At 36.4% G+C, this 18,864-nt stretch carries 18 protein-coding genes; 17 read left to right on the top strand and 1 reads right to left on the bottom strand.

Annotation, left to right across the window (positions count from 1 at the left end):
- Nucleotides 1-209: 209 nt before the first annotated feature.
- From RMO03_RS01885 to RMO03_RS01875, 3 genes are all read left to right on the top strand, one after another.
- A complete protein-coding gene (locus tag RMO03_RS01885) occupies nt 210-1,976 on the top strand; it encodes a nucleoside-diphosphate sugar epimerase/dehydratase (protein WP_309640383.1) in 1,767 nt (588 codons plus the stop codon).
- An 84-nt stretch (nt 1,977-2,060) separates the two neighbouring features.
- A complete protein-coding gene (locus RMO03_RS01880) occupies nt 2,061-2,831 on the top strand; it encodes a polysaccharide biosynthesis/export family protein (protein WP_309640382.1) in 771 nt (256 codons plus the stop codon).
- A gap of 16 nt (nt 2,832-2,847) precedes the next feature.
- The gene (locus tag RMO03_RS01875) at nt 2,848-5,223 is read left to right on the top strand and encodes a polysaccharide biosynthesis tyrosine autokinase (RefSeq protein ID WP_309640381.1); all 2,376 of its coding nucleotides are present in this window, start codon (nt 2,848-2,850) and stop codon (nt 5,221-5,223) included.
- Here the strand turns inward: RMO03_RS01875 and RMO03_RS01870 are convergent, their stop codons facing one another.
- On the bottom strand, nt 5,224-5,958 hold the full coding sequence (locus RMO03_RS01870; protein ID WP_309640380.1) for a CpsB/CapC family capsule biosynthesis tyrosine phosphatase: 735 nt from the start codon (nt 5,956-5,958) through the stop codon (nt 5,224-5,226). It lies immediately after the preceding gene.
- Between the two features lie 165 nt (nt 5,959-6,123).
- Between RMO03_RS01870 and RMO03_RS01865 the strand changes: the two genes are divergently transcribed.
- From RMO03_RS01865 to RMO03_RS01800, 14 genes are read left to right on the top strand one after another with little or no spacing between them, the layout of a single operon-like run.
- A complete protein-coding gene (locus RMO03_RS01865) occupies nt 6,124-6,981 on the top strand; it encodes an ABC transporter permease (RefSeq protein WP_309640379.1) in 858 nt (285 codons plus the stop codon).
- Nucleotides 6,981-8,243 (top strand): ABC transporter ATP-binding protein, encoded by a 1,263-nt coding sequence (locus RMO03_RS01860; RefSeq protein ID WP_309640378.1) that lies wholly within the window; start codon nt 6,981-6,983, stop codon nt 8,241-8,243. The genes RMO03_RS01865 and RMO03_RS01860 overlap by 1 nt, the downstream gene beginning before the upstream one ends.
- Nucleotides 8,236-9,351: an FkbM family methyltransferase gene (locus tag RMO03_RS01855; RefSeq protein ID WP_309640377.1), complete on the top strand. Its 1,116-nt coding sequence runs from the start codon at nt 8,236-8,238 to the stop codon at nt 9,349-9,351. Before RMO03_RS01860 ends, RMO03_RS01855 begins: the two co-directional genes overlap by 8 nt.
- A gap of 1 nt (nt 9,352) precedes the next feature.
- Nucleotides 9,353-10,426, top strand: coding sequence for a DegT/DnrJ/EryC1/StrS family aminotransferase (locus RMO03_RS01850; RefSeq protein ID WP_309640376.1), 1,074 nt, complete (start codon nt 9,353-9,355; stop codon nt 10,424-10,426).
- Complete coding sequence (locus RMO03_RS01845) at nt 10,426-11,127, top strand: WbqC family protein (protein ID WP_309640375.1); 702 nt, start codon at nt 10,426-10,428, stop codon at nt 11,125-11,127. Before RMO03_RS01850 ends, RMO03_RS01845 begins: the two co-directional genes overlap by 1 nt.
- Nucleotides 11,128-11,130: 3 nt before the next feature.
- A complete protein-coding gene (locus RMO03_RS01840) occupies nt 11,131-11,850 on the top strand; it encodes a class I SAM-dependent methyltransferase (RefSeq protein ID WP_309640374.1) in 720 nt (239 codons plus the stop codon).
- A complete protein-coding gene (locus RMO03_RS01835; protein ID WP_309640373.1) occupies nt 11,851-12,699 on the top strand; it encodes an NAD(P)-dependent oxidoreductase in 849 nt (282 codons plus the stop codon). It begins immediately after the preceding gene.
- Nucleotides 12,696-13,658: an ATP-grasp domain-containing protein gene (locus RMO03_RS01830; RefSeq protein ID WP_309640372.1), complete on the top strand. Its 963-nt coding sequence runs from the start codon at nt 12,696-12,698 to the stop codon at nt 13,656-13,658. Before RMO03_RS01835 ends, RMO03_RS01830 begins: the two co-directional genes overlap by 4 nt.
- A complete protein-coding gene (locus tag RMO03_RS01825) occupies nt 13,651-14,325 on the top strand; it encodes a metallophosphoesterase family protein (protein WP_309640371.1) in 675 nt (224 codons plus the stop codon). Before RMO03_RS01830 ends, RMO03_RS01825 begins: the two co-directional genes overlap by 8 nt.
- An 11-nt stretch (nt 14,326-14,336) precedes the next feature.
- Nucleotides 14,337-15,299 (top strand): hypothetical protein, encoded by a 963-nt coding sequence (locus RMO03_RS01820; protein ID WP_309640370.1) that lies wholly within the window; start codon nt 14,337-14,339, stop codon nt 15,297-15,299.
- Between the two features lies 1 nt (nt 15,300).
- A complete protein-coding gene (locus tag RMO03_RS01815) occupies nt 15,301-16,254 on the top strand; it encodes a hypothetical protein (protein ID WP_309640369.1) in 954 nt (317 codons plus the stop codon).
- Between the two features lie 20 nt (nt 16,255-16,274).
- Complete coding sequence (locus tag RMO03_RS01810; RefSeq protein WP_309640368.1) at nt 16,275-17,018, top strand: class I SAM-dependent methyltransferase; 744 nt, start codon at nt 16,275-16,277, stop codon at nt 17,016-17,018.
- On the top strand, nt 17,018-17,857 hold the full coding sequence (locus RMO03_RS01805; protein ID WP_309640367.1) for a glycosyltransferase: 840 nt from the start codon (nt 17,018-17,020) through the stop codon (nt 17,855-17,857). The genes RMO03_RS01810 and RMO03_RS01805 overlap by 1 nt, the downstream gene beginning before the upstream one ends.
- Entirely contained in the window at nt 17,857-18,864 is a 1,008-nt protein-coding gene (locus RMO03_RS01800; protein WP_309640366.1) for a glycosyltransferase family A protein, read from the top strand. The genes RMO03_RS01805 and RMO03_RS01800 overlap by 1 nt, the downstream gene beginning before the upstream one ends.

Raw genomic sequence — 18,864 nt, 5'->3', positions numbered from 1 at the left:
TATTTTTATCTTAAAATTTATAGCGATAAATGACTGATTCTATTTTTAGTTTATTGAAAAATAGCGTATTAGGGAAAAGATTCCGCAACATTGGCTATCTGCCAAGGTGGATTATTTTTGCTATAGATGTATTTATCGTTTTTGTTGCGAGCATTATTACCTATTTAATTATATACACGTTAACTCGGATACACTATAATTATTTTGGAATGGCAACCCGATACGGATTGATTATATTGATCAATTCCATCTTCTTTCTTATTTATAGAACGTATTCGGGAATCATCAGGCATTCTACTTTTATTGATGGCGTTAAACTCTTGACATCTACAACTACTTCTTATGTTTCTTTACTGATCATCAATTTCGCTTGTCATATCTTATTTGATAAAATGATTTTTGTAACCACAGGATTGTTTATCAGTTATGTCATTTCGTTTTTGTTGCTGTTTTTATTTCGAATTCTGATCAAATATATTTTTGAAAAGTATATGAATATCGAAGACAAAAAGAAGCTCATTAATGCGGTGATTTATGGTTCAGATGCGAATGCTATTTCGGTGGCGAATGCTTTGAAAACGGAAACACCAAGTAGATTTAAGTTGCGCGGTTTTATCGATAAATTCAATCAAAATAAAACATCCAAAAGCATCTTAAATCTGCCGATTATCAATCAAAACAAAAAGATTCATGTGATTCTGCGATCGTTGAAAGCCGATGCGCTTATCATCGCCGAAAAAAGTTTGAGCAAAGAAGAAACCATTGCTTTGGTTGAAGAATGTCTCGAATTTAATTTTAAGGTTTTTACCGTTCCACTCATTACGGACTGGGAAGATGAGAAGCAAATTTCAAATAAAGTAAAGAGTTTTGAAATTGAAGATTTACTCGACAGAAAGCCAATCGTTTTAGATACTCGATCGATTTCCAATAAGCTCGATGGGAAAACCATTTTGATTACGGGTGCCGCCGGATCGATTGGTAGTGAGATTACACGACAAGTGCTTTCTTTCAATCCCAGAAAAATCATTATTCTCGATCAAGCGGAAACGCCATTGCATAATTTGCGATTGTCAATCAATGGTATCAATGAAAATGTGATTATTCGTTCGGTATTGGCTGATGTTCGAAATAGAGCTGATTTAGAGCAAGTCTTTCAAAAATATAAACCGAGTGTTGTTTATCATGCTGCAGCTTACAAGCATGTGCCTTTGATGGAAGAAAATCCATCGCAAGCTATTTACACGAATGTTTTAGGTACGAAAAACTTAGCGGATTTATCGATTCAATATGAAGTGGAACGTTTTGTAATGGTATCTACCGATAAAGCGGTAAACCCAAGTAGTGTCATGGGTGCCAGCAAGCGAATTGCCGAAAAATATGTGCAAACACTTCATGAAAAGCATCGCGATGATAATAATCAAATCAATACCAAATTTATTACCACTCGATTTGGAAATGTATTAGGCTCGAATGGTTCGATAGTTCCTTTGTTTTCAAAACAAATTCTCGAAGGTGGCCCATTGACGATTACACATCCCGAAATCATTCGCTATTTCATGACCATTCCGGAAGCGTGTCAGTTGGTTCTTGAAGCTGGTGCGATGGGGAAAGGCGGTGAAATATTCATCTTCGATATGGGACAACCTGTGAAGATTATCGATTTAGCTAAAAAGATGATTCGATTGGCTGGATTCTTACCATACAAAGACATTGATATTAAAATCATCGGACTGCGACCTGGTGAGAAATTATACGAAGAATTGCTTAATGACACTTCAAAAACATTAGCAACACACAATGAAAAAATTCTCATTGCGCAGGAATTACAAGACAATTACAAAAAAATACACAGTGACACTCTAGATTTGTTGAAAAACATTGAACAGATTTCAAATGAAGAAATCGTCGCTTCGATGAAAAAAATCGTTCCGGAATTTAAAAGTATGAACTCCGTTTTTCAAACATTAGATGTTTAATTTTGTATTCAAAGTAGGCTCAAGCTTATTTTGATTAGCATTTTAAACGTTAAATACTATATTTGCAAAACCTAACTGACAATTATGAAAATTTCTTTTAAAAATAGCTTTATTTTTATTGTATTAATATGTTTATTCTTACCTTCCTGTGCCGATAAAAAGAAGTTAGTCTACTTGCAAGGCATTGAAGATCAAAAAAGTTATGAAGCTTCCCTTCGATATGAACTTAAATTACAATCTGATGATTTGTTGAGTATAGTTGTTTCTGCTGAAAACTCGGAAGTGACAATTCCATTTAACTTGCCTGTAGTGCAAGGAAATGTTACCACAACGACTCTAACCGGCAGAACTTTCTTGATTGATAATGATGGATTTATTGATTATCCGGTTTTAGGGAAACTAAAATTAGGTGGTTTGACAAGAACTGAGGCTACTACGAAATTGACAACATTGGTGTCGAACTATATCACAAATCCTTCAATAACTGTGAGGATTTTAAACTATAAGATTTCAGTATTGGGTGAAGTTACAAAACCAGGTAGTTTCACGATCAATGGTGAAAGAGTAAGCATATTAGAAGCGTTGAGTTTAGCCGGAGATTTGAGTATTTATGGAAAAAGAAAAAATATTCTGCTCATACGTGATGATGAAGGCAAAAAGACTTATACGCGCATCGATCTTACAGATGCCAAACTATTAAATTCACCCAACTATTATTTGGCACAAAATGATATCATTATTGTTGAACCAAACAAACCAAAACTCAATGGTTCTATTGTTGGGCCTAACATCAGCTTATGGTTGACCAGTGTTTCGGTGTTGATTACAATACTGTTATTTTTAAAAAGTTACTAAAAAGAATACATTAGCAATGCAAGAAAACAATTCATTTTTAAACTCCAATCAGGAAGATTCATTCGATTTCCGTGATATGGTCGAATCGTATGTAGTACAATGGAAATGGTTTGTTTTCGGAGTATTTGTGTGTTTGGTTTTTGCAACATTATACTTAAGGTATGTCATCCCAATCTATAGTGCTACAGCAACCATTTTAGTAAAAGATGAGAAAAAAGGAGGATTGCAATCGGAATTGGCTGCTTTTTCAGATTTGGGAATTTCTACAGGTGTCAAAAATAATGTCGACAATGAAATTGAAGTCATCAAGTCGCGCAGAATTATTAAAAAAGTCATTCAGAAATTAAACTTCAATGTGACTTACATTACCGAAGGAAGAGTCAAAGCTTTCGAACAATACAACGACAAGCCTATAGAGTTTACCTTTTATGATACTTCGGAGAAATTTTACACTACATCAAGAGGGTTTACAATCAATTCAATCGATAAAAATCACTTTGAATTGCTTTCAGGCAATCAAAGCAGTATGGGGAAATATTCCTATGGTAGTATTATAGATTTGAATGATGCCAAATTAGTGGTCAACAAAACGGTCAATGGGGTCAAAAATTCCGATGATTTTTCGATTAATGTGAATGTAAACAACGTCGAAAATGTTACGGAAAATTATCGAGGAAGACTCGATGTGTCCGCTTTAAACAAAAATTCAAGTGTTGTTGCGCTTACGATTAATGATCCGCTCAAAGATAAAGCCGTCGATTTTTTGAACATGCTGATTGAGGTATACAATGAAGATGCTATTGCGGATAAAAAATTCATTTCAGAAAGCACTTTAAGCTTTATTCAAAACCGATTGAAAATTATTTCTACCGAACTTGGCGATGTAGAAAAAGACGTAGAAGGGTTTAAGAAAACAAATAAAATTACAGATATTGCTTCTCAAGCCAATTTGTATTTAAGCAGTTCCGTTAATTTTGAAAAAGAATTAATCGATACAGAAACGCAAATCAAGGTCGTTGATGTGATGATTGATTACATCAAAACAAAAGGAAAATGGGATTTGGTTCCGAACAATATTCTTCAGACAGCCGATTCTAAAATTACTACAGATTTCATTTCACAGTATAACGAAATGATTATTCAAAGAAACAGAATCTATAAAGAAGGAACGCCTAAAAACTCGTTCTTAATCAATTTAGAGCAAAGAATTGAAGATATCAGCAATAATATTATCGCCAATTTAGAACGAACCAAAACGGCGCTCAACATTAATAAATCGATTAAAGAAAAACAAAATAGCTTAATTAAAGGCAAGATTTCCGAAATTCCAACCCAAGAACTGGAAAGCCGCGTATTAGACCGTCAGCAAAAAATTAAAGAATCACTCTATTTATACTTATTGCAAAAAAGAGAAGAAACAGCCATTTCGTTAGCGGTTACAGCTCCGATTTCTAAGTTAGTCGATGCTGCATATTCTTCATCAGCGCCAGTTTCTCCTAAGCGAAATATCATCTTTTTCATGGCATTTGCTTTAGGAATATTGATACCGTTTTCTATCATTTATATCAAGAATTTATTTGATAACAAAATCAATAACAGACAAGATATTGATGGTAAAATCTCGGCACCATTCTTAGGCGATATTCCTAAATCGGAAAGCCAAGATGAAATTATCAACACCAACAGCAAATCGAGTTCTGCAGAAGCCATAAGGATTATCAGAACCAATATGGAATTTATGTTCGACAAGATTCCCGACAATAAATCCAAAACGATTTTCATTACATCGACCATACCCAAAGAAGGAAAAACGTTTGTCGCCATCAATTTAGCGAGCACCATTGCGCTTTCCGGTAAAAAGGTATTGCTCATCGGATTGGATATCAGAAACCCAAAAATCGACCGATATGTGAAACTGCCTTCAAAAGGATTGACCAATTATCTGTCTAAAAACAATGAAGACATTCATGATTATATCGTCAAATTAGATGATTTCGAAAACTTCTATGTACTGCCTTCTGGAATTGTTCCTCCAAATCCTGTAGATTTATTGATGAACAACAGAATTGATGAAATGTTTGAACAAGTCAAAAAAGAATACGACTATATTATTGTTGATACAGCTCCAGTGAATTTGGTTACGGATACTTTATTGGTAGCTAAAAACGCCGATATCTTTATTTATGTCATTCGCGCCAATTTCTTAGACAAACGCCTCATCAAAACTATTGAAAGTATCTATCGTGACAAAAAGTTGCCTAACATGGCAGTGTTATTGAATGACACCAAATGGAGAAAAACTTATGGCTACGGTTATGGCTACGGTTACGGATATAGTTACATTCAAGAAGAAGATAAAAAGCCTTGGTACTTGAATTGGTTTAAGAAGTAATTACCATCTAAAAAACTGATTGTTTTCTATAGCTTTTTTTAAAGGAGAAACATCTTTAAGAAGTACCTTATTCGAAAATGCTTGTATGTGATTGGCATGATGCACATCCGATCCAACAAAATCAATCATTCCTTTTTTTAGTAATGCCTCAGCGGTTTTAGCAACTGCAGCGCCATAATATCCGACCGTTGATAACAAATTAAGCTGCAACAAACAACCGGCATTTTTTAGTTTTTCATAGTCATGAAAATGGTGATGGTAATAAAGATAACGCTCCGGATGTGCTAAAACAGGACGGTAACCCGCAACCTGCAAATCAAAAAGAATGTTATACAATTGAATCGGAGGATTGAGATAGGAGATTTCAACTAAAACATAATTTTCTTTTAATGTGATTAAAGGTTCACTTTGAAAAAGTTTAGTAAAATAAGGATCAATCATATATTCCGCACCATATCGAAGCGACAGTTTCCGTTGCGATTTTAAAACATCAATGGTCGATTGGAAGGTAGTTTCAATAATGCCTTTGGTATTGTCCCAAACGTTGGTCATGATATGCGGCGTAGTCACACATTGCTCAAAACCAAATTCCTGAAGCGCTTGTGTCAGCATTAAAGTGTCTTCAATAGTCGAAGCGCCATCATCAATTCCGGGTAATAAATGACTGTGAATATCGACATGATTCGACGGAATCAAATCTTTCAACAACACTTTTTTCTTAATAAAATGGAACATGTACAACGGTTTTTTTCAGGTTACGAATGTACATAAATTTGTTTTTGTTTCTTCCATTTCCAATGCCGATTTAATATTGAAACAAACCTCAAAAACAGTAAAAATCGAAACGTTAAATTAGTATATTTGCGCGCTTTGTTTACCAAGAAGTAATAAAATAAAAACATGAACGGAAAAATTCAATCAGAAGATTGGAATCTAATAATTAAAGGTCATACTTCACTTTTCGACGTCAAGTTTAAGGATTTATGGAACTATCGTGACCTTTTATTTTTGTTTGTAAAGCGTGATTTCATTAGCTTTTACAAACAAACCGTTTTGGGCCCGCTTTGGTTTTTTATCCAACCGCTTTTTACAACTATAGTGTTTACGTTTGTTTTTGGAAATCTTGCCAGAATCAGCACCGATGGTTTGCCGCAGCAATTGTTCTATTTGTCAGGAATCACCGCGTGGAATTATTTCTCCGATTGCCTTTCCAAAACCAGCACCGTTTTTAGAGATAATGCCGCGATTTTCGGTAAAGTATATTTCCCAAGATTAATTATGCCTTTGAGTATTGTCGTCAGCAATCTGGTTCGTTTTGTAGTGCAATTGCTTTTACTCGTCACCATGATGGTTTATTTCGCAATGCAAGGCGCCAATTTCCATGTGACTTATGCGATTTTGTTCTTTCCATTACTTGTAGTTTTAATGGCGTTATTGGGTTTAGGCTTAGGCTTAATCATCACTGCGATGACCACCAAATACAGAGATTTAAGCTTTTTGGTTACTTTCGGTGTGCAACTTTTGATGTATGGTACGACGGTAATTTATCCACTAAGTGCTGCTCCTGCAAAATACAAAGCCATCATCGAACTCAATCCCATGACCGGAATTATTGAAGCTTTTCGTTACGCTTTTTTAGGCAAAGGTGAATTCACCGTTTGGAGCATCAGCTATTCCGTAATTGTAACTTTAATCGTGCTGTTTCTTGGAATCATCATTTTCAATAAAACAGAGAAAAATTTCGTAGATACCATATAATGTCAGACGTAGTTATAAAAGTTGAAAACTTATCCAAAGCTTATCAAATTGGGCAAATAGGAACGGGAACAATCTCACGTGATTTAGAACGTTTTTGGATTACGAAAGTGCGTGGTAAAGAAGATCCGTTTCTAAAAATCGGAGAAACCAACGATAGAAGCACCAAAGGCGGTAGCGATATAGTTTGGTCTTTAAAAGATATTAATATCGATATTAATCAAGGCGATGCTGTCGGAATCATCGGAAAAAACGGCGCAGGCAAAAGTACTTTACTCAAATTGTTGTCGCGGGTTACGAGTCCAACTACAGGTGAAATAAAAGTGAAAGGCAGAATCGCGAGTTTGCTTGAAGTAGGTACAGGTTTTCATCCCGAATTATCAGGACGCGAAAACATCTACCTCAATGGCGCCATTTTGGGAATGCGCAAAAATGAAATCACCAGAAAGCTTGATGAAATTATTGATTTTTCAGGTGTCGAACGATATGTTGATACACCTGTAAAACGCTACAGTAGCGGAATGTATGTGCGTCTAGCGTTTGCCGTTGCTGCTCATTTAGAAAGTGAAATCTTAATCGTTGATGAAGTTTTGGCGGTGGGTGATGCTGAATTTCAAAAGAAATGCTTAGGTAAAATGGGTGACATCAGCAAAGGTGAAGGCAGAACGGTTTTGTTTGTGAGTCACAATATGCTCGCGGTGAAATCTTTGTGCAACACCGGCATTGCTTTGAAAAACGGCTACATACAAAAAACAGGCAGCATCGAAAGTGTGATTGATTCTTATTTATCGAACGCTTCCATTATTGCCCAATCATTCGTCAGCATCGAAAGAGAAGTGGAAGGCTTTACGTTGCATTCGATAAACGTTTCCAACAATGGCATCGAAGGCAGTTTTAATATAGAAAATGATTTGATTATCGACGTTGCCGTTTCAAGCGAGAAAGATTTTGAAGGCATCAATATCAATTTGTTTTTCAATACGATTGAAGGCACATTAATCTTTGCGACTTGTTCTGACTCGATTTATTTCAAGAAAGGTTTTGCTACTTACCAATGTACGATTCCTGGTTACACCTTAAATGATAATATTTACAGCATCGATTTGATGGTAGTCAAACACGGAGCGAAAATTCTACATAACATAAAAGAAGTGATTTCCGTTGAAGGCGTTGAGGTCAAAAGAGATGGTTCTTGGTTGGAAAAATTCCCGGGATTAATCAGACCACAAACATTCGAATGGAAAAAAATTGATACCAATGGATAATTTCAAAATAGCTTTAAAAGCCAAAATAAAACAATCGCAGCATAATAACTACGGCCTTCAAAATTTTGATGAATACCGTTATGGAAGTTATAAAAACGAAGCAGTTTCTTTACCAAAGAAGCTGGTCTATAACGCGAAATTGAATGCAAAAAAAATTGTTGGCTATGAAAACAAAATAGATCTAGATAATATTTCGTGGCTCAAAGATTATTTCGTCGGATTAGAAAGATTGTATGAAGAATTGAATCCACAAGGGAAAAGCCTCATTGTTGAAATCATGGCTTTCAAAATCTTAGGATACAAAAAAGTCAAGCTCGCGAGAAACAATAAAGCGTATCAAGACGCTGTCAAATTGGGGCAATCGTTAGCGGATGAAAACGACACTTACGATCCGCATTTCATGCATTTCATATTGCAGAAATTCAACCTCAAACCGATAGGATATGATGTGCAACTTTATTTCGGTTCATTAGGTGTTACGATCGATTTTATCATCGAGCAATATGCTTATAAATTAAACAACAAACCAGTAGTTCAAGTTGAATCAGGCGATGTAGTGATTGATGCCGGTGCTTGTTGGGGCGACACAGCACTATATTTCGCACACAAAGCCGGAAGTTCAGGCAAAGTGTATTCTTTCGAATTCATACCCGATAACATCAAATTGTTTCATCACAACCGTTCTTTAAATCCAAATTTAGAGAACCAAATCGAATTGGTGCCTCATCCAATCTCAGATCATTCCGATGATACAATATACTATAAAGACAACGGTCCGGGCAGTAAAATTGAAACTTTCGCGTTCGACGGTCACACAGGTTCGACCACGACATTAACCATTGATGATTTTGTGAGCAGAAACAGCATCACCAAGGTCGATTTTATAAAAATGGACATCGAAGGCGTAGAAAGTGCCGCATTACGTGGTGCCGTTGAAACCATCAAAAAATTCAGACCTAAACTCGCTATCGCCATCTATCACAGTATGGAAGATTTCGTATCGATTCCGGCTTGGATTTTAGATTTGAATTTAGATTACGAAATTTACATAGATCACTTCACGATTCATGCAGAAGAAACCATCTGTTTTGCAATCCCCAGAAAATAAAATGATAAAAGTAACCCAAGCTTTTTTACCGAATCAATCAGAATATCAGGCGATTTTAAAATCGTCATGGGATCAACATTGGATTACCAATCGCGGCCCGTTGGTGCTCGAACTCGAAGCGAAATTGCTTTCGTATTTGAATGCCAACCAAATAATTCTGACTACCAACGGCACTTTGCCTTTGCAAGTTGCATTGAAAGTATTGGGCGGAATGGGCGAAATTATTACGACGCCTTTTTCATACATTGCCACAACTTCAGCCATTTTATGGGAAAACTGCAAGCCGGTTTTTGTAGACATTCATCCCGATTATTTAACGATTGATGAAACCAAAATTGAAGCAGCGATTACCAATAAAACCAAAGCGATTTTAGTCACGCATGTTTTCGGAAATCCTTGCGATGTTGAAGCGATTCAAGCCATTGCCCATAAGCACAATTTGAAAGTGATTTACGATGCCGCACATTGTTTTGGAGTCACTTATAAAAACGAATCGATTTTCAATTTTGGTGATGTAAGCACTTGCAGTTTTCATGCGACGAAATTGTTTCATACGGGCGAAGGTGGCGCGCTATTTTTCTCCGACAAAGCTTTGTATGAATCCTTGTTTTACAGCCATAATTTCGGTCATAATGGGCCACATGATTTTTCAGGAGTTGGAATTAACGCGAAAATGTCAGAATTGCAAGCCGCCATGGGTTTGGCCGTTTTACCATACATGAATCAAATTTTGGAGCAACGCAAAACCATCGTAGATTTCTATAATAACAATATCGATTTTTCGAAAGTGAGAACTTTTACGATTCGTGAAAATGCCCAATGGAATTACAGTTATTACCCCATTATTTTCAAATCTGAAGCGGATTTATTAAAAGCAGAATCAGTATTAAATAAAGCACAGATTTTCCCAAGACGTTATTTTTATCCGTCGTTAAATACAGTTCCATTTGCTTCAACGCAATCAATGCCGGTTTCAGAAGAAATTGCAGCTTCAGTGTTGTGTTTGCCATTGTATGCTGGACTTACCGCAGATGAAACCAAACTAATCGTCACTATATTAAATGACGCTTTATAATGAAAGTGGCTATCATGCAACCGTATTGGTTTCCTTACATCGGCTACTTTCAGCTGATTCATGCCGTGGATACGTTCGTGATTTATGACAATATCGAATACACCAAAAAAGGTTGGATTAACAGAAATCGAATTTTAGTCAATGGGGAAGCGGCTTTTCTGTCGGTTCCTTTAAAAAAAGATTCAGATTTTTTGAATGTCGATCAAAGATATTTGTCGGAAACTTATTCGAAAGATAAAATGAAGTTGCTTTCAAAAATTAAAGAATCGTATCAAAAAGCACCGCAGTTTCAAACAGTTTTTCCTTTAGTCGAATCGATTTTGAATCGGAATGAAGGTAACTTATTCGATTTCATACACCATTCTATCCAAGTGATTTGTGGTTATTTAGACATCAAAACCAATATTGTAGTTTCTTCCACAATCAGTATTGATCACAATTTAAAAGCCCAAGACAAAGTCATTGCTATTGCCAAAAATCTTTCAGCAACGCAATATATCAACGCGATTGGTGGCGTCGAACTTTATTCTAAAGAAACTTTTGAAGCCCATAATTTGCAACTCCATTTCATAAAATCGAACGTTATCGAATACCAACAATTTGATAATGATTTCATACCTTGGCTGTCTGTTATTGACGTCATGATGTTTAATTCCAAAGAGAAAATTCAAGAATTACTTTCCAATGTTACTTTTCAATAAACTATGAAAAATGCTTTAGACCAACATGTAAGGGCTTATGAAGGTGAACTCCAATACGATTTCGACAATGAAATTCTATTGAATTGGTATCCGAAAAGAATTTTAAAACACACCCAAAACTGTAAATCTTTATTGGAGTTAGGCTTAGGACACGGCTATACCACCACGATTTTTTCTAAGCAATTTTCAAAACATGTGGTGCTTGACGGTTCAAATGCGATTATCAAAAACTTCCAATCGAAGTATCCTGATTGTAAAGCAGAAATTGTAGAAACCTATTTTGAAAAATTTGAATCAAACGAAAAATTCGATTTGATTGTTATGGGTTTTATCTTAGAACACGTTGATAATCCGGTGGAAATATTAAAACACTACAAGCAATTTCTGGCACCAAACGGACGCATGTTTATCGCGGTTCCGAATGCTGAAGTTCTAAATAGAAGATTAGGTCACGCGGCTGGTTTGCTCAAAGACATGCAAGAGTTGTCCGAAAATGATCATATTTTAGGACACCAACGCTACTATACCGTGCAATCGCTGACTGATGATGTCAATGCCGCTGGTTATTCGGTAGCGATGATGGAAGGCATTTATTTGAAACCACTCACCACATCACAAATGATTTCTTTGAATTTTGATAAGAAAATCATCGACGCTTTTTGTGAAGTCGGCATTCAATATCCCGAATTGTGTTGTGGCATTTTAGCTGAAATTAAAGGATAAATGAAAGTACTAATCGTTGGCGGAACATCTTCAATTGCGCAGGCTTTGCAGCCCAAACTTGCCGAATTCTGTGAAGTGATTACGGCGGGTAGAACCAATTGCAACATTACTTTACAGTTATCCGATTCCATAGAAAACATCACTTTTCCAAACGATGTTGATGTGGTCATTCACACCGCTGCGCATTTCGGAGGAAAGACTGCAGCAGAAATTATTGAAGCTGAAAATATCAATGTTTTAGGTACAATGAAGTTATGTCAAGCCGCTGTGAATGCAAGCGTAAAACATTTCATGTACATTTCAAGTATTTTTTCAAATGCTAGTCCGAATGACAATAACTATTCGGTTTACTCCATTTCAAAAAAACATTCGGAAGAATTGGCAACGTATTATTGTTCCTTAAATAATTTACCGTTGACGATTTTAAAACCATCACATCTATACGGTTTGCAAGATGGATTTAGAAAGCACCAACCGTTTTTCTATTCGATTTTAGACAAAGCCAAAAACAACGAAGACTTGTCGCTTTATGGAAATAATGATCCCATCAGAAACTTTTTATTCATAGAAGATTTAACCGACATTATTGTCAAAGTGATGCAGCAAAAAGTGACCGGAAGTTTTTCATGCACACAAATGAATGACGTAACGTATACTCAAATAGCCGCCGCTGCTTATAAAATTTACGGCACGAATGGCAAAGTAAGTTTCTTAAATGACAAGCCTGATATTCCAAGTTTTAAATATGATAAAGACGATGCGTTGTATCAAAAAATCGGATTTTTTCCACAGGTAAATTTAGAACAAGGCATTCAGAAACTCGCCAATAATAGCAATCATTCCCTATGAAAAACATTTTAGTTTCAGGCGCGAGTGGCATCATAGGTTATGGCATTTTACGTTCGTTGCGGTTGTCTGGAAATCAATACAAACTCATTGGCACGACGATTTATTCAGATTCTGCTGCTGAAGGTTTTTGCGATATTTTCGAACAAGCGATTCCAACGAATGATCCAAATTATATCGATTGGCTTTTAAAAACCATCGAAAAACATCAAATCGATTTGATTATTCCGGGCATTGAAGCTGATATGTATGCTTGGGCAGAACACGTTGAAACCCTTCAAAATACCAGTGTCAAAGTATTATTAAATACAAAAGAACTCATTGAGGTTTGTCATGATAAATGGGTTTTTTATGAAAAGTTGAAAGCCACCAATTCGCCTTTTGCTATCGATACGACTTTAGATTCCGATTTCAATACATTACAAACCCAATTCGGATTGCCATTGCTTTTGAAACCTCGTGTTGGTCATGGCTCCAAAGGCATTGTAAAAGTAAATTCAAAAGAAGAATTTGATAAACATCAACAGTATATTGGTTCACAATTGATGGTGCAACCGATTGTCGGAACCGATGATGAAGAATACACAACGTCAGCATTTTGTGACGGAAACGGTGGGTTTTATGCGTACATGACGCTCAAAAGAAAATTGTCAAAAGATGGTTTTACCGAAAAAGCGGAAGTGGTAGCATTAGAAAATATCGAAGAAGCATTGCACGCATTGTGTCAAATATTCCAACCGATAGGCCCGACGAATTTTCAATTCAGAAAAGACAAGGATGGTTTGAAATTGCTTGAGATCAATCCACGCATATCTTCATCAACGTCCATAAGAGCCAAATTCGGATACAACGAATCGCAAATGGCGGTTGATTATTTCTTAGAAGGAAAAGCAATCGAACAACCGGTAATCAAAAAAGGAAAAGCCATCCGATACATCGAAGACCAAATTATCTATGAATAAAATTGGAATCATATCCGACATTCACGGAAACTACGAAGCGCTAAAAACCATTTTAGCTGAATTAGACGCAATGAATGTTACAGAAATTTATTGTCTCGGTGATGTCGTAGGCTATTATTCGCAAGTCAATGAATGTTGCGATGAACTCAGAAAACGAAATATCCCATGTCTCATGGGCAACCACGATTGGTATATGGCGAGTGGCGGTTTTTGCCCAAGATCGAAAAGCGTGAATGATTGTTTGGTGTATCAACGCAAAGTAATTACGCAGGAAAATATCGATTGGCTGCGTACGTTTGAAGTGCAACGATTTGTAGGTTCAATTCACATGGTACACGGCGGTTGGGCGGATCCGATTGACGAATACTTGGTCGAACCCAACGCGGAATATTTTTCAAAAATTGAAGGAAAAATTTTTGTTTCTGGACACACCCATTTTCAATCGCTACATACATTTGGTGATAAAGTCTATTGCAATCCTGGTTCTGTGGGAATGCCGAGAGACAATGATCCTAGAGCCGCTTTTGCAACGTTTGATGGTGAATTTACATTGCACAGAATCGAATATAATATGCAAGTGGTTTTCGATTTGATGGACCAAGCAGGTTTCAATGATTATTATTATGGATGTTTAAAAACAGGTGCAAGAAACCTTTGCAAACTGTAAAAAAGAAATGCATGTTTAAGTGGAAAAAACTGGGAAGAATTTTCAATCCCATCGATTATAGAGAACAAAGCTGGATGTATGAATACGCCCAAGCACCATCGATAGTGATTTTTGAAAAGACCGTTCGCGTATTTTTTTCTTCTCGACCAGCTCCGGATGAAAACGGACAATACGTAAGTAGAATGGGCTACATCGATTTGAATAAAGACAATTTATTCGATATAGTTTCGATTTGTGAAGCACCGATTTTACCTTTAGGTGGTTTGGGAACTTTTGATGAATTTGGAACTTATCCGGTTTCTGTCATACAAAACGATAATGAAATACGAGCCTATTACGCAGGCTGGACACGCTGTGAATCCGTTCCGTTCAACGCTGCGATTGGAGTTGCAATAAGTAAAGACAAAGGCGATTCTTTTCAAAGATTGGGTGAAGGTCCGGTAATTCCATACACACCGGATGAACCTTTTGTGATGGGCAGTCCAAAGATTAGAAAGTTCGGCGATACTTGGTATTTATGGTATTCCGCCACACGAGAATGGATTCCGAATAATGGTCAACCGCAACCGGTTTATAAAATCAGAATGGCGACTTCAACTGATGGTATCAACTGGAATAAGCAGGGCAAAGATTTAATTGAAAACGTACTCGAAGACGATGAATGTCAAGCTAGTGCTGATGTTTTTCATTACAAAGACAAATACCATATGTTCTTTTCATACCGCCATAATTTAAATTTTAGAGAAGCCAATAGAGGTTATAAAATCGGTTACGCTTCTTCAACAGATTTAATGCATTGGACACGAGAAGATGAAAAAGCAGGAATGCAAGTTTCCGAAAGTGGTTGGGATTCAGAATCGGTGAGTTATCCATTTGTTTTCGAATTGAATAATAAAGTCTATATGCTACACCAAGGCAACGAAATAGGCCGTTTTGGATTCGGATTGGCCGAATTAGAAAGTTATGATGAATAATATGAAGTGGAAAAAATTAGGAAAGATATTCAATCCTATCGAACATCAATTGCCGAATAATTGTTTTGAATTTGCGCAATCGCCTCAAACGATTGTGTTTGATGATTATGTTAGAATTTATTTTTCAACACGAGAAAAAGACAGCAGCGGCAAGTATTTAAGCCATGTTGCTTTTGTTGATTTCGATAAGACCTTTCAAAATATTTTAAATATTTCGACAGACACCGTAATTCCACTTGGGCAACTTGGTTGTTTTGATGAGCATGGAATTTTCCCAATCAATGTTTTAAAACACAATGATAAAATCCTAGCTTACACCACGGGTTGGAACAGAAAAGTATCTGTTTCTGCCGATGCTTCCGTTGGTTTGGCGATTAGTAATGACAATGGAAATACGTTTGAAAAAGTAGGCAACGGGCCAATATTAACAGCCACTTTACACGAACCATTTTTAGTATGCGATGCTTTCGTAGCGGTTTTTGAAAACACCTTCCACATGTGGTACATCTACGGAACACAATGGACGGCTTTTGTAGAAAATCAAGCGCCTGACCGAGTTTATAAAATTGCACACGCCACTTCAAACGATGGCATCACTTGGCAAAAAGAAGGCAGAAAAATTATTACAGATAAAATCAACAGTGAAGAATGTCAGGCTTTACCAAGCGTGATTTTTCACAACGGTTTATACCACATGGTTTTCTGTTACCGCCATGCTTCAGGTTTCAGAACCGACAAAAATAAAGGCTACCGATTGGGTTACGCGTATTCGAATGACTTGACCAATTGGACGCGCGATGATCAAAAATTAGGCATCAATTTAAGCGAAAACGATTGGGATTCCGACATGATGTGTTATCCGCATTTTTTTAAAGTCGATAATCAAGTATATTTGCTCTATAATGGAAACGAATTTGGAAAAGCCGGTTTTGGCTTGGCCGTTTTAGAAAATTAAAATAAAATTTTACATTGGAAATGGAAACTAAAAGAGATTATAACAAAGAATTAAAAGATACTGCCGATCATAAATATGTGTACAGTTTTGATTATGATGTGATGCACCCGTTCATGATTAAAGCGTTCGAACCGTTTTTCAAAGACGGCAATTTCCTTGAATTGGGAAGTCACAAAGGTGTTTTTACAAAATTATTTCTGCCGTATTTCAATGACATTACATGCGTAGAAGTTTCTGATGAAGCCCTTGAAATCGCTAAGAATGAATTCGGCGACAAAGTAAAATTTGTCAATTCCTTATTCGAAACGGTTGATTTACCAACTAAGTACGACAACATCGTGCTAACCCATGTTTTAGAACACATCGACGATCCTGTGGCTGTGCTCAAACGCATCAATGATGAATGGTTGTCGGATACAGGAAGGTTCTTTTTGGTGTGCCCAAATGCGAATGCGCCGTCGAGACAAATCGCTGTCAAAATGGGATTGATTACGCACAATTCTGCTGTCACTCCAGCCGAAAAGGAACACGGTCATAACATCACGTATACTTTAGATACTTTAGAGCGCGATGCCAAAGCAGCCGGATTGAAAGTCGTGCACCGCTCGGGAATTTTCTTCAAAGGATTGGCTAATTTTCAATGGGATCGATTGCTGCAAACTGATATTATCTCCAAAGAATATTTGGAAGGTTGTTATCAATTGGGGCAACAATATCCGGATTTGTGCTCGAGTATTTTCTTAATGTGTGAAAAAGGGAAATAATGCCAACGCCTTTGTTATCGGTCTGTTTAATCACTTACAATCACGAGAAATATATCCGTCAAGCGATTGAAGGGGTGTTGATGCAAAAAGTAAATTTCGATTGGGAATTGATTATAGCCGATGATTTTTCAACCGATGGCACAAGAGCCATTTTGCAAGAATACCAACAGCAACATCCCAATCACATTCGATTGATTCTGCAAGAAAAAAATGTGGGTGCCGCACAGAATTGGTTCGATTTGATGAAAACACCAACATCAAAATACATCGCTTATTTCGAAGGTGATGATCATTGGATTGATGACTGTAAATTGCAAAAACAAGTCGATTTTTTAGAGCAAAATCCAACGTTTACACTTTGTCATTCTGATGTTCAAGTTGTTGATATTGCGGGTAAATCTATCGAAAATCATCCGTTAAAATACTGGAATGCCAAGCACCCGATATTGGATTATCGCTTTGCTATTTTTACGCCCATTGCTTTCAGTTGTACTTCTGTTTTTAGCAATGTAGTTTCGTTTGATAAACTGTCCAAAAATGTGAAAGCAGGCGATTGGATGTTATGGATTCTATTAACTTTAAAAGGAAACGCCCAGTATTTTGATCAGAAATTTTCAGCCTACCGCATCGGTTCCGGAGTTTCGGATTCTTCTGTTTGGCATAAAGATTTTCATTACAGAGTGCTGTTTTTACTGCAACAAATGTCGATTAAGAATTCCTTTTCTAAAAACAAATGGCTTTTGAAAGGCAGCGTTTATTTTATGCTTTTTCAATGGAGTAAAATTACGCGAATCAGAAAATTCATTTACCTTGCTGATCAAATAAAATATATAGGATAATGCGCATAGGATTCCATCCACATAAAGATCAAATACAAGAGGAAACAGCGTACACGCATCAGATTATCATTCCTGTTTTTATTCCGAATCACGACGGTTATTTTAAAGATAGTTTTGCGATTTTTAAACTGTGTTTGCATTCGCTTTTTGAAACCATTCATCCTAAAACTTTTGTCACGATTATTAATAATGGCAGTGATGCGACTGTAGTTTCGTTTTTAGATTCATTGTATGATAACCATAAAATCCACGAATTAATTCACACCCAAAATATCGGAAAATTAAACGCCATTCTGAAAGGGTTAAGCGGTAATAATATCGAATTGGTGACTATAGCCGATAGCGATGTGCTTTTTCTACCCGATTGGCAAATCGAAACCAATAAAGTATTTGTTCATTTCCCGAAAGCCGGTATCGTCGGAATTGTTCCTCAGTATAAATCGTATATGACCCAATGCCATAATGTGCTGTGGGATAATTTTTGGAAAAAAAGCATGCAATTTATCCCGATTAAAAATCCAAAAGCCATCGAAATGTTTTACGAGAGTATCGGTTGGGATCCAACCAATCCCGATTATTTGAAACTGGCGCTGGGTTTGGTTACTCCCGATAATTTTAAAGTATACATCGGATCAGGTCATTTTGTTGCCACTTATAAAAAAAATATTTTCAATCGAATTATTACTTTTAATGGGTATAAAATGGGAGGAAACAGCGAGCGATATCTAGATTCCGTACACTTGAAAAAAAATTATTGGCGTCTGACTACGCATGATAATTATGCTTATCACATGGGAAATGTTTATGAACCTTGGATGGGTGAAGTGCGTTTTGAAGCCCAGCAAGACTATGATTTTGAAAGTAATTTTCCTGTTTCAAAAAAAATCAACAGCGTTCAATATTTTTTAAGAAACCACTTGTTTCGAAAATTATTTCGAGACGATAGAGTCAAAAGAATATTCTTTCGCTTGAAGAAATTACCCAAAGAAATGATTCCAAACTACTAA

The sequence above is a fragment of the Flavobacterium sp. genome (genome assembly GCF_031411595.1).
GTDB lineage: Bacteria > Bacteroidota > Bacteroidia > Flavobacteriales > Flavobacteriaceae > Flavobacterium.
Note: the sequence above shows the minus strand (reverse complement) of the source record. Positions and strands in the feature narration are given on the sequence as shown.

What these genes read in the sequence shown, in the direction of transcription:
- RMO03_RS01830 (WP_309640372.1), top strand. Translation starts at nt 12,696, where the DNA reads ATGAAAAACATTTTAGTTTCAGGCGCGAGTGGCATCATAGGTTATGGC.
- RMO03_RS01865 (WP_309640379.1), top strand. Translation starts at nt 6,124, where the DNA reads ATGAACGGAAAAATTCAATCAGAAGATTGGAATCTAATAATTAAAGGT.
- RMO03_RS01825 (WP_309640371.1), top strand. Translation starts at nt 13,651, where the DNA reads ATGAATAAAATTGGAATCATATCCGACATTCACGGAAACTACGAAGCG.
- RMO03_RS01875 (WP_309640381.1), top strand. Translation starts at nt 2,848, where the DNA reads ATGCAAGAAAACAATTCATTTTTAAACTCCAATCAGGAAGATTCATTC.
- RMO03_RS01880 (WP_309640382.1), top strand. Translation starts at nt 2,061, where the DNA reads ATGAAAATTTCTTTTAAAAATAGCTTTATTTTTATTGTATTAATATGT.
- RMO03_RS01885 (WP_309640383.1), top strand. Translation starts at nt 210, where the DNA reads ATGGCAACCCGATACGGATTGATTATATTGATCAATTCCATCTTCTTT.
- RMO03_RS01840 (WP_309640374.1), top strand. Translation starts at nt 11,131, where the DNA reads ATGAAAAATGCTTTAGACCAACATGTAAGGGCTTATGAAGGTGAACTC.
- RMO03_RS01800 (WP_309640366.1), top strand. Translation starts at nt 17,857, where the DNA reads ATGCGCATAGGATTCCATCCACATAAAGATCAAATACAAGAGGAAACA.
- RMO03_RS01845 (WP_309640375.1), top strand. Translation starts at nt 10,426, where the DNA reads ATGAAAGTGGCTATCATGCAACCGTATTGGTTTCCTTACATCGGCTAC.
- RMO03_RS01810 (WP_309640368.1), top strand. Translation starts at nt 16,275, where the DNA reads ATGGAAACTAAAAGAGATTATAACAAAGAATTAAAAGATACTGCCGAT.
- RMO03_RS01870 (WP_309640380.1), bottom strand. Translation starts at nt 5,958, where the DNA reads ATGTTCCATTTTATTAAGAAAAAAGTGTTGTTGAAAGATTTGATTCCG.
- RMO03_RS01855 (WP_309640377.1), top strand. Translation starts at nt 8,236, where the DNA reads ATGGATAATTTCAAAATAGCTTTAAAAGCCAAAATAAAACAATCGCAG.
- RMO03_RS01860 (WP_309640378.1), top strand. Translation starts at nt 6,981, where the DNA reads ATGTCAGACGTAGTTATAAAAGTTGAAAACTTATCCAAAGCTTATCAA.
- RMO03_RS01815 (WP_309640369.1), top strand. Translation starts at nt 15,301, where the DNA reads ATGAAGTGGAAAAAATTAGGAAAGATATTCAATCCTATCGAACATCAA.
- RMO03_RS01850 (WP_309640376.1), top strand. Translation starts at nt 9,353, where the DNA reads ATGATAAAAGTAACCCAAGCTTTTTTACCGAATCAATCAGAATATCAG.
- RMO03_RS01805 (WP_309640367.1), top strand. Translation starts at nt 17,018, where the DNA reads ATGCCAACGCCTTTGTTATCGGTCTGTTTAATCACTTACAATCACGAG.
- RMO03_RS01820 (WP_309640370.1), top strand. Translation starts at nt 14,337, where the DNA reads ATGTTTAAGTGGAAAAAACTGGGAAGAATTTTCAATCCCATCGATTAT.
- RMO03_RS01835 (WP_309640373.1), top strand. Translation starts at nt 11,851, where the DNA reads ATGAAAGTACTAATCGTTGGCGGAACATCTTCAATTGCGCAGGCTTTG.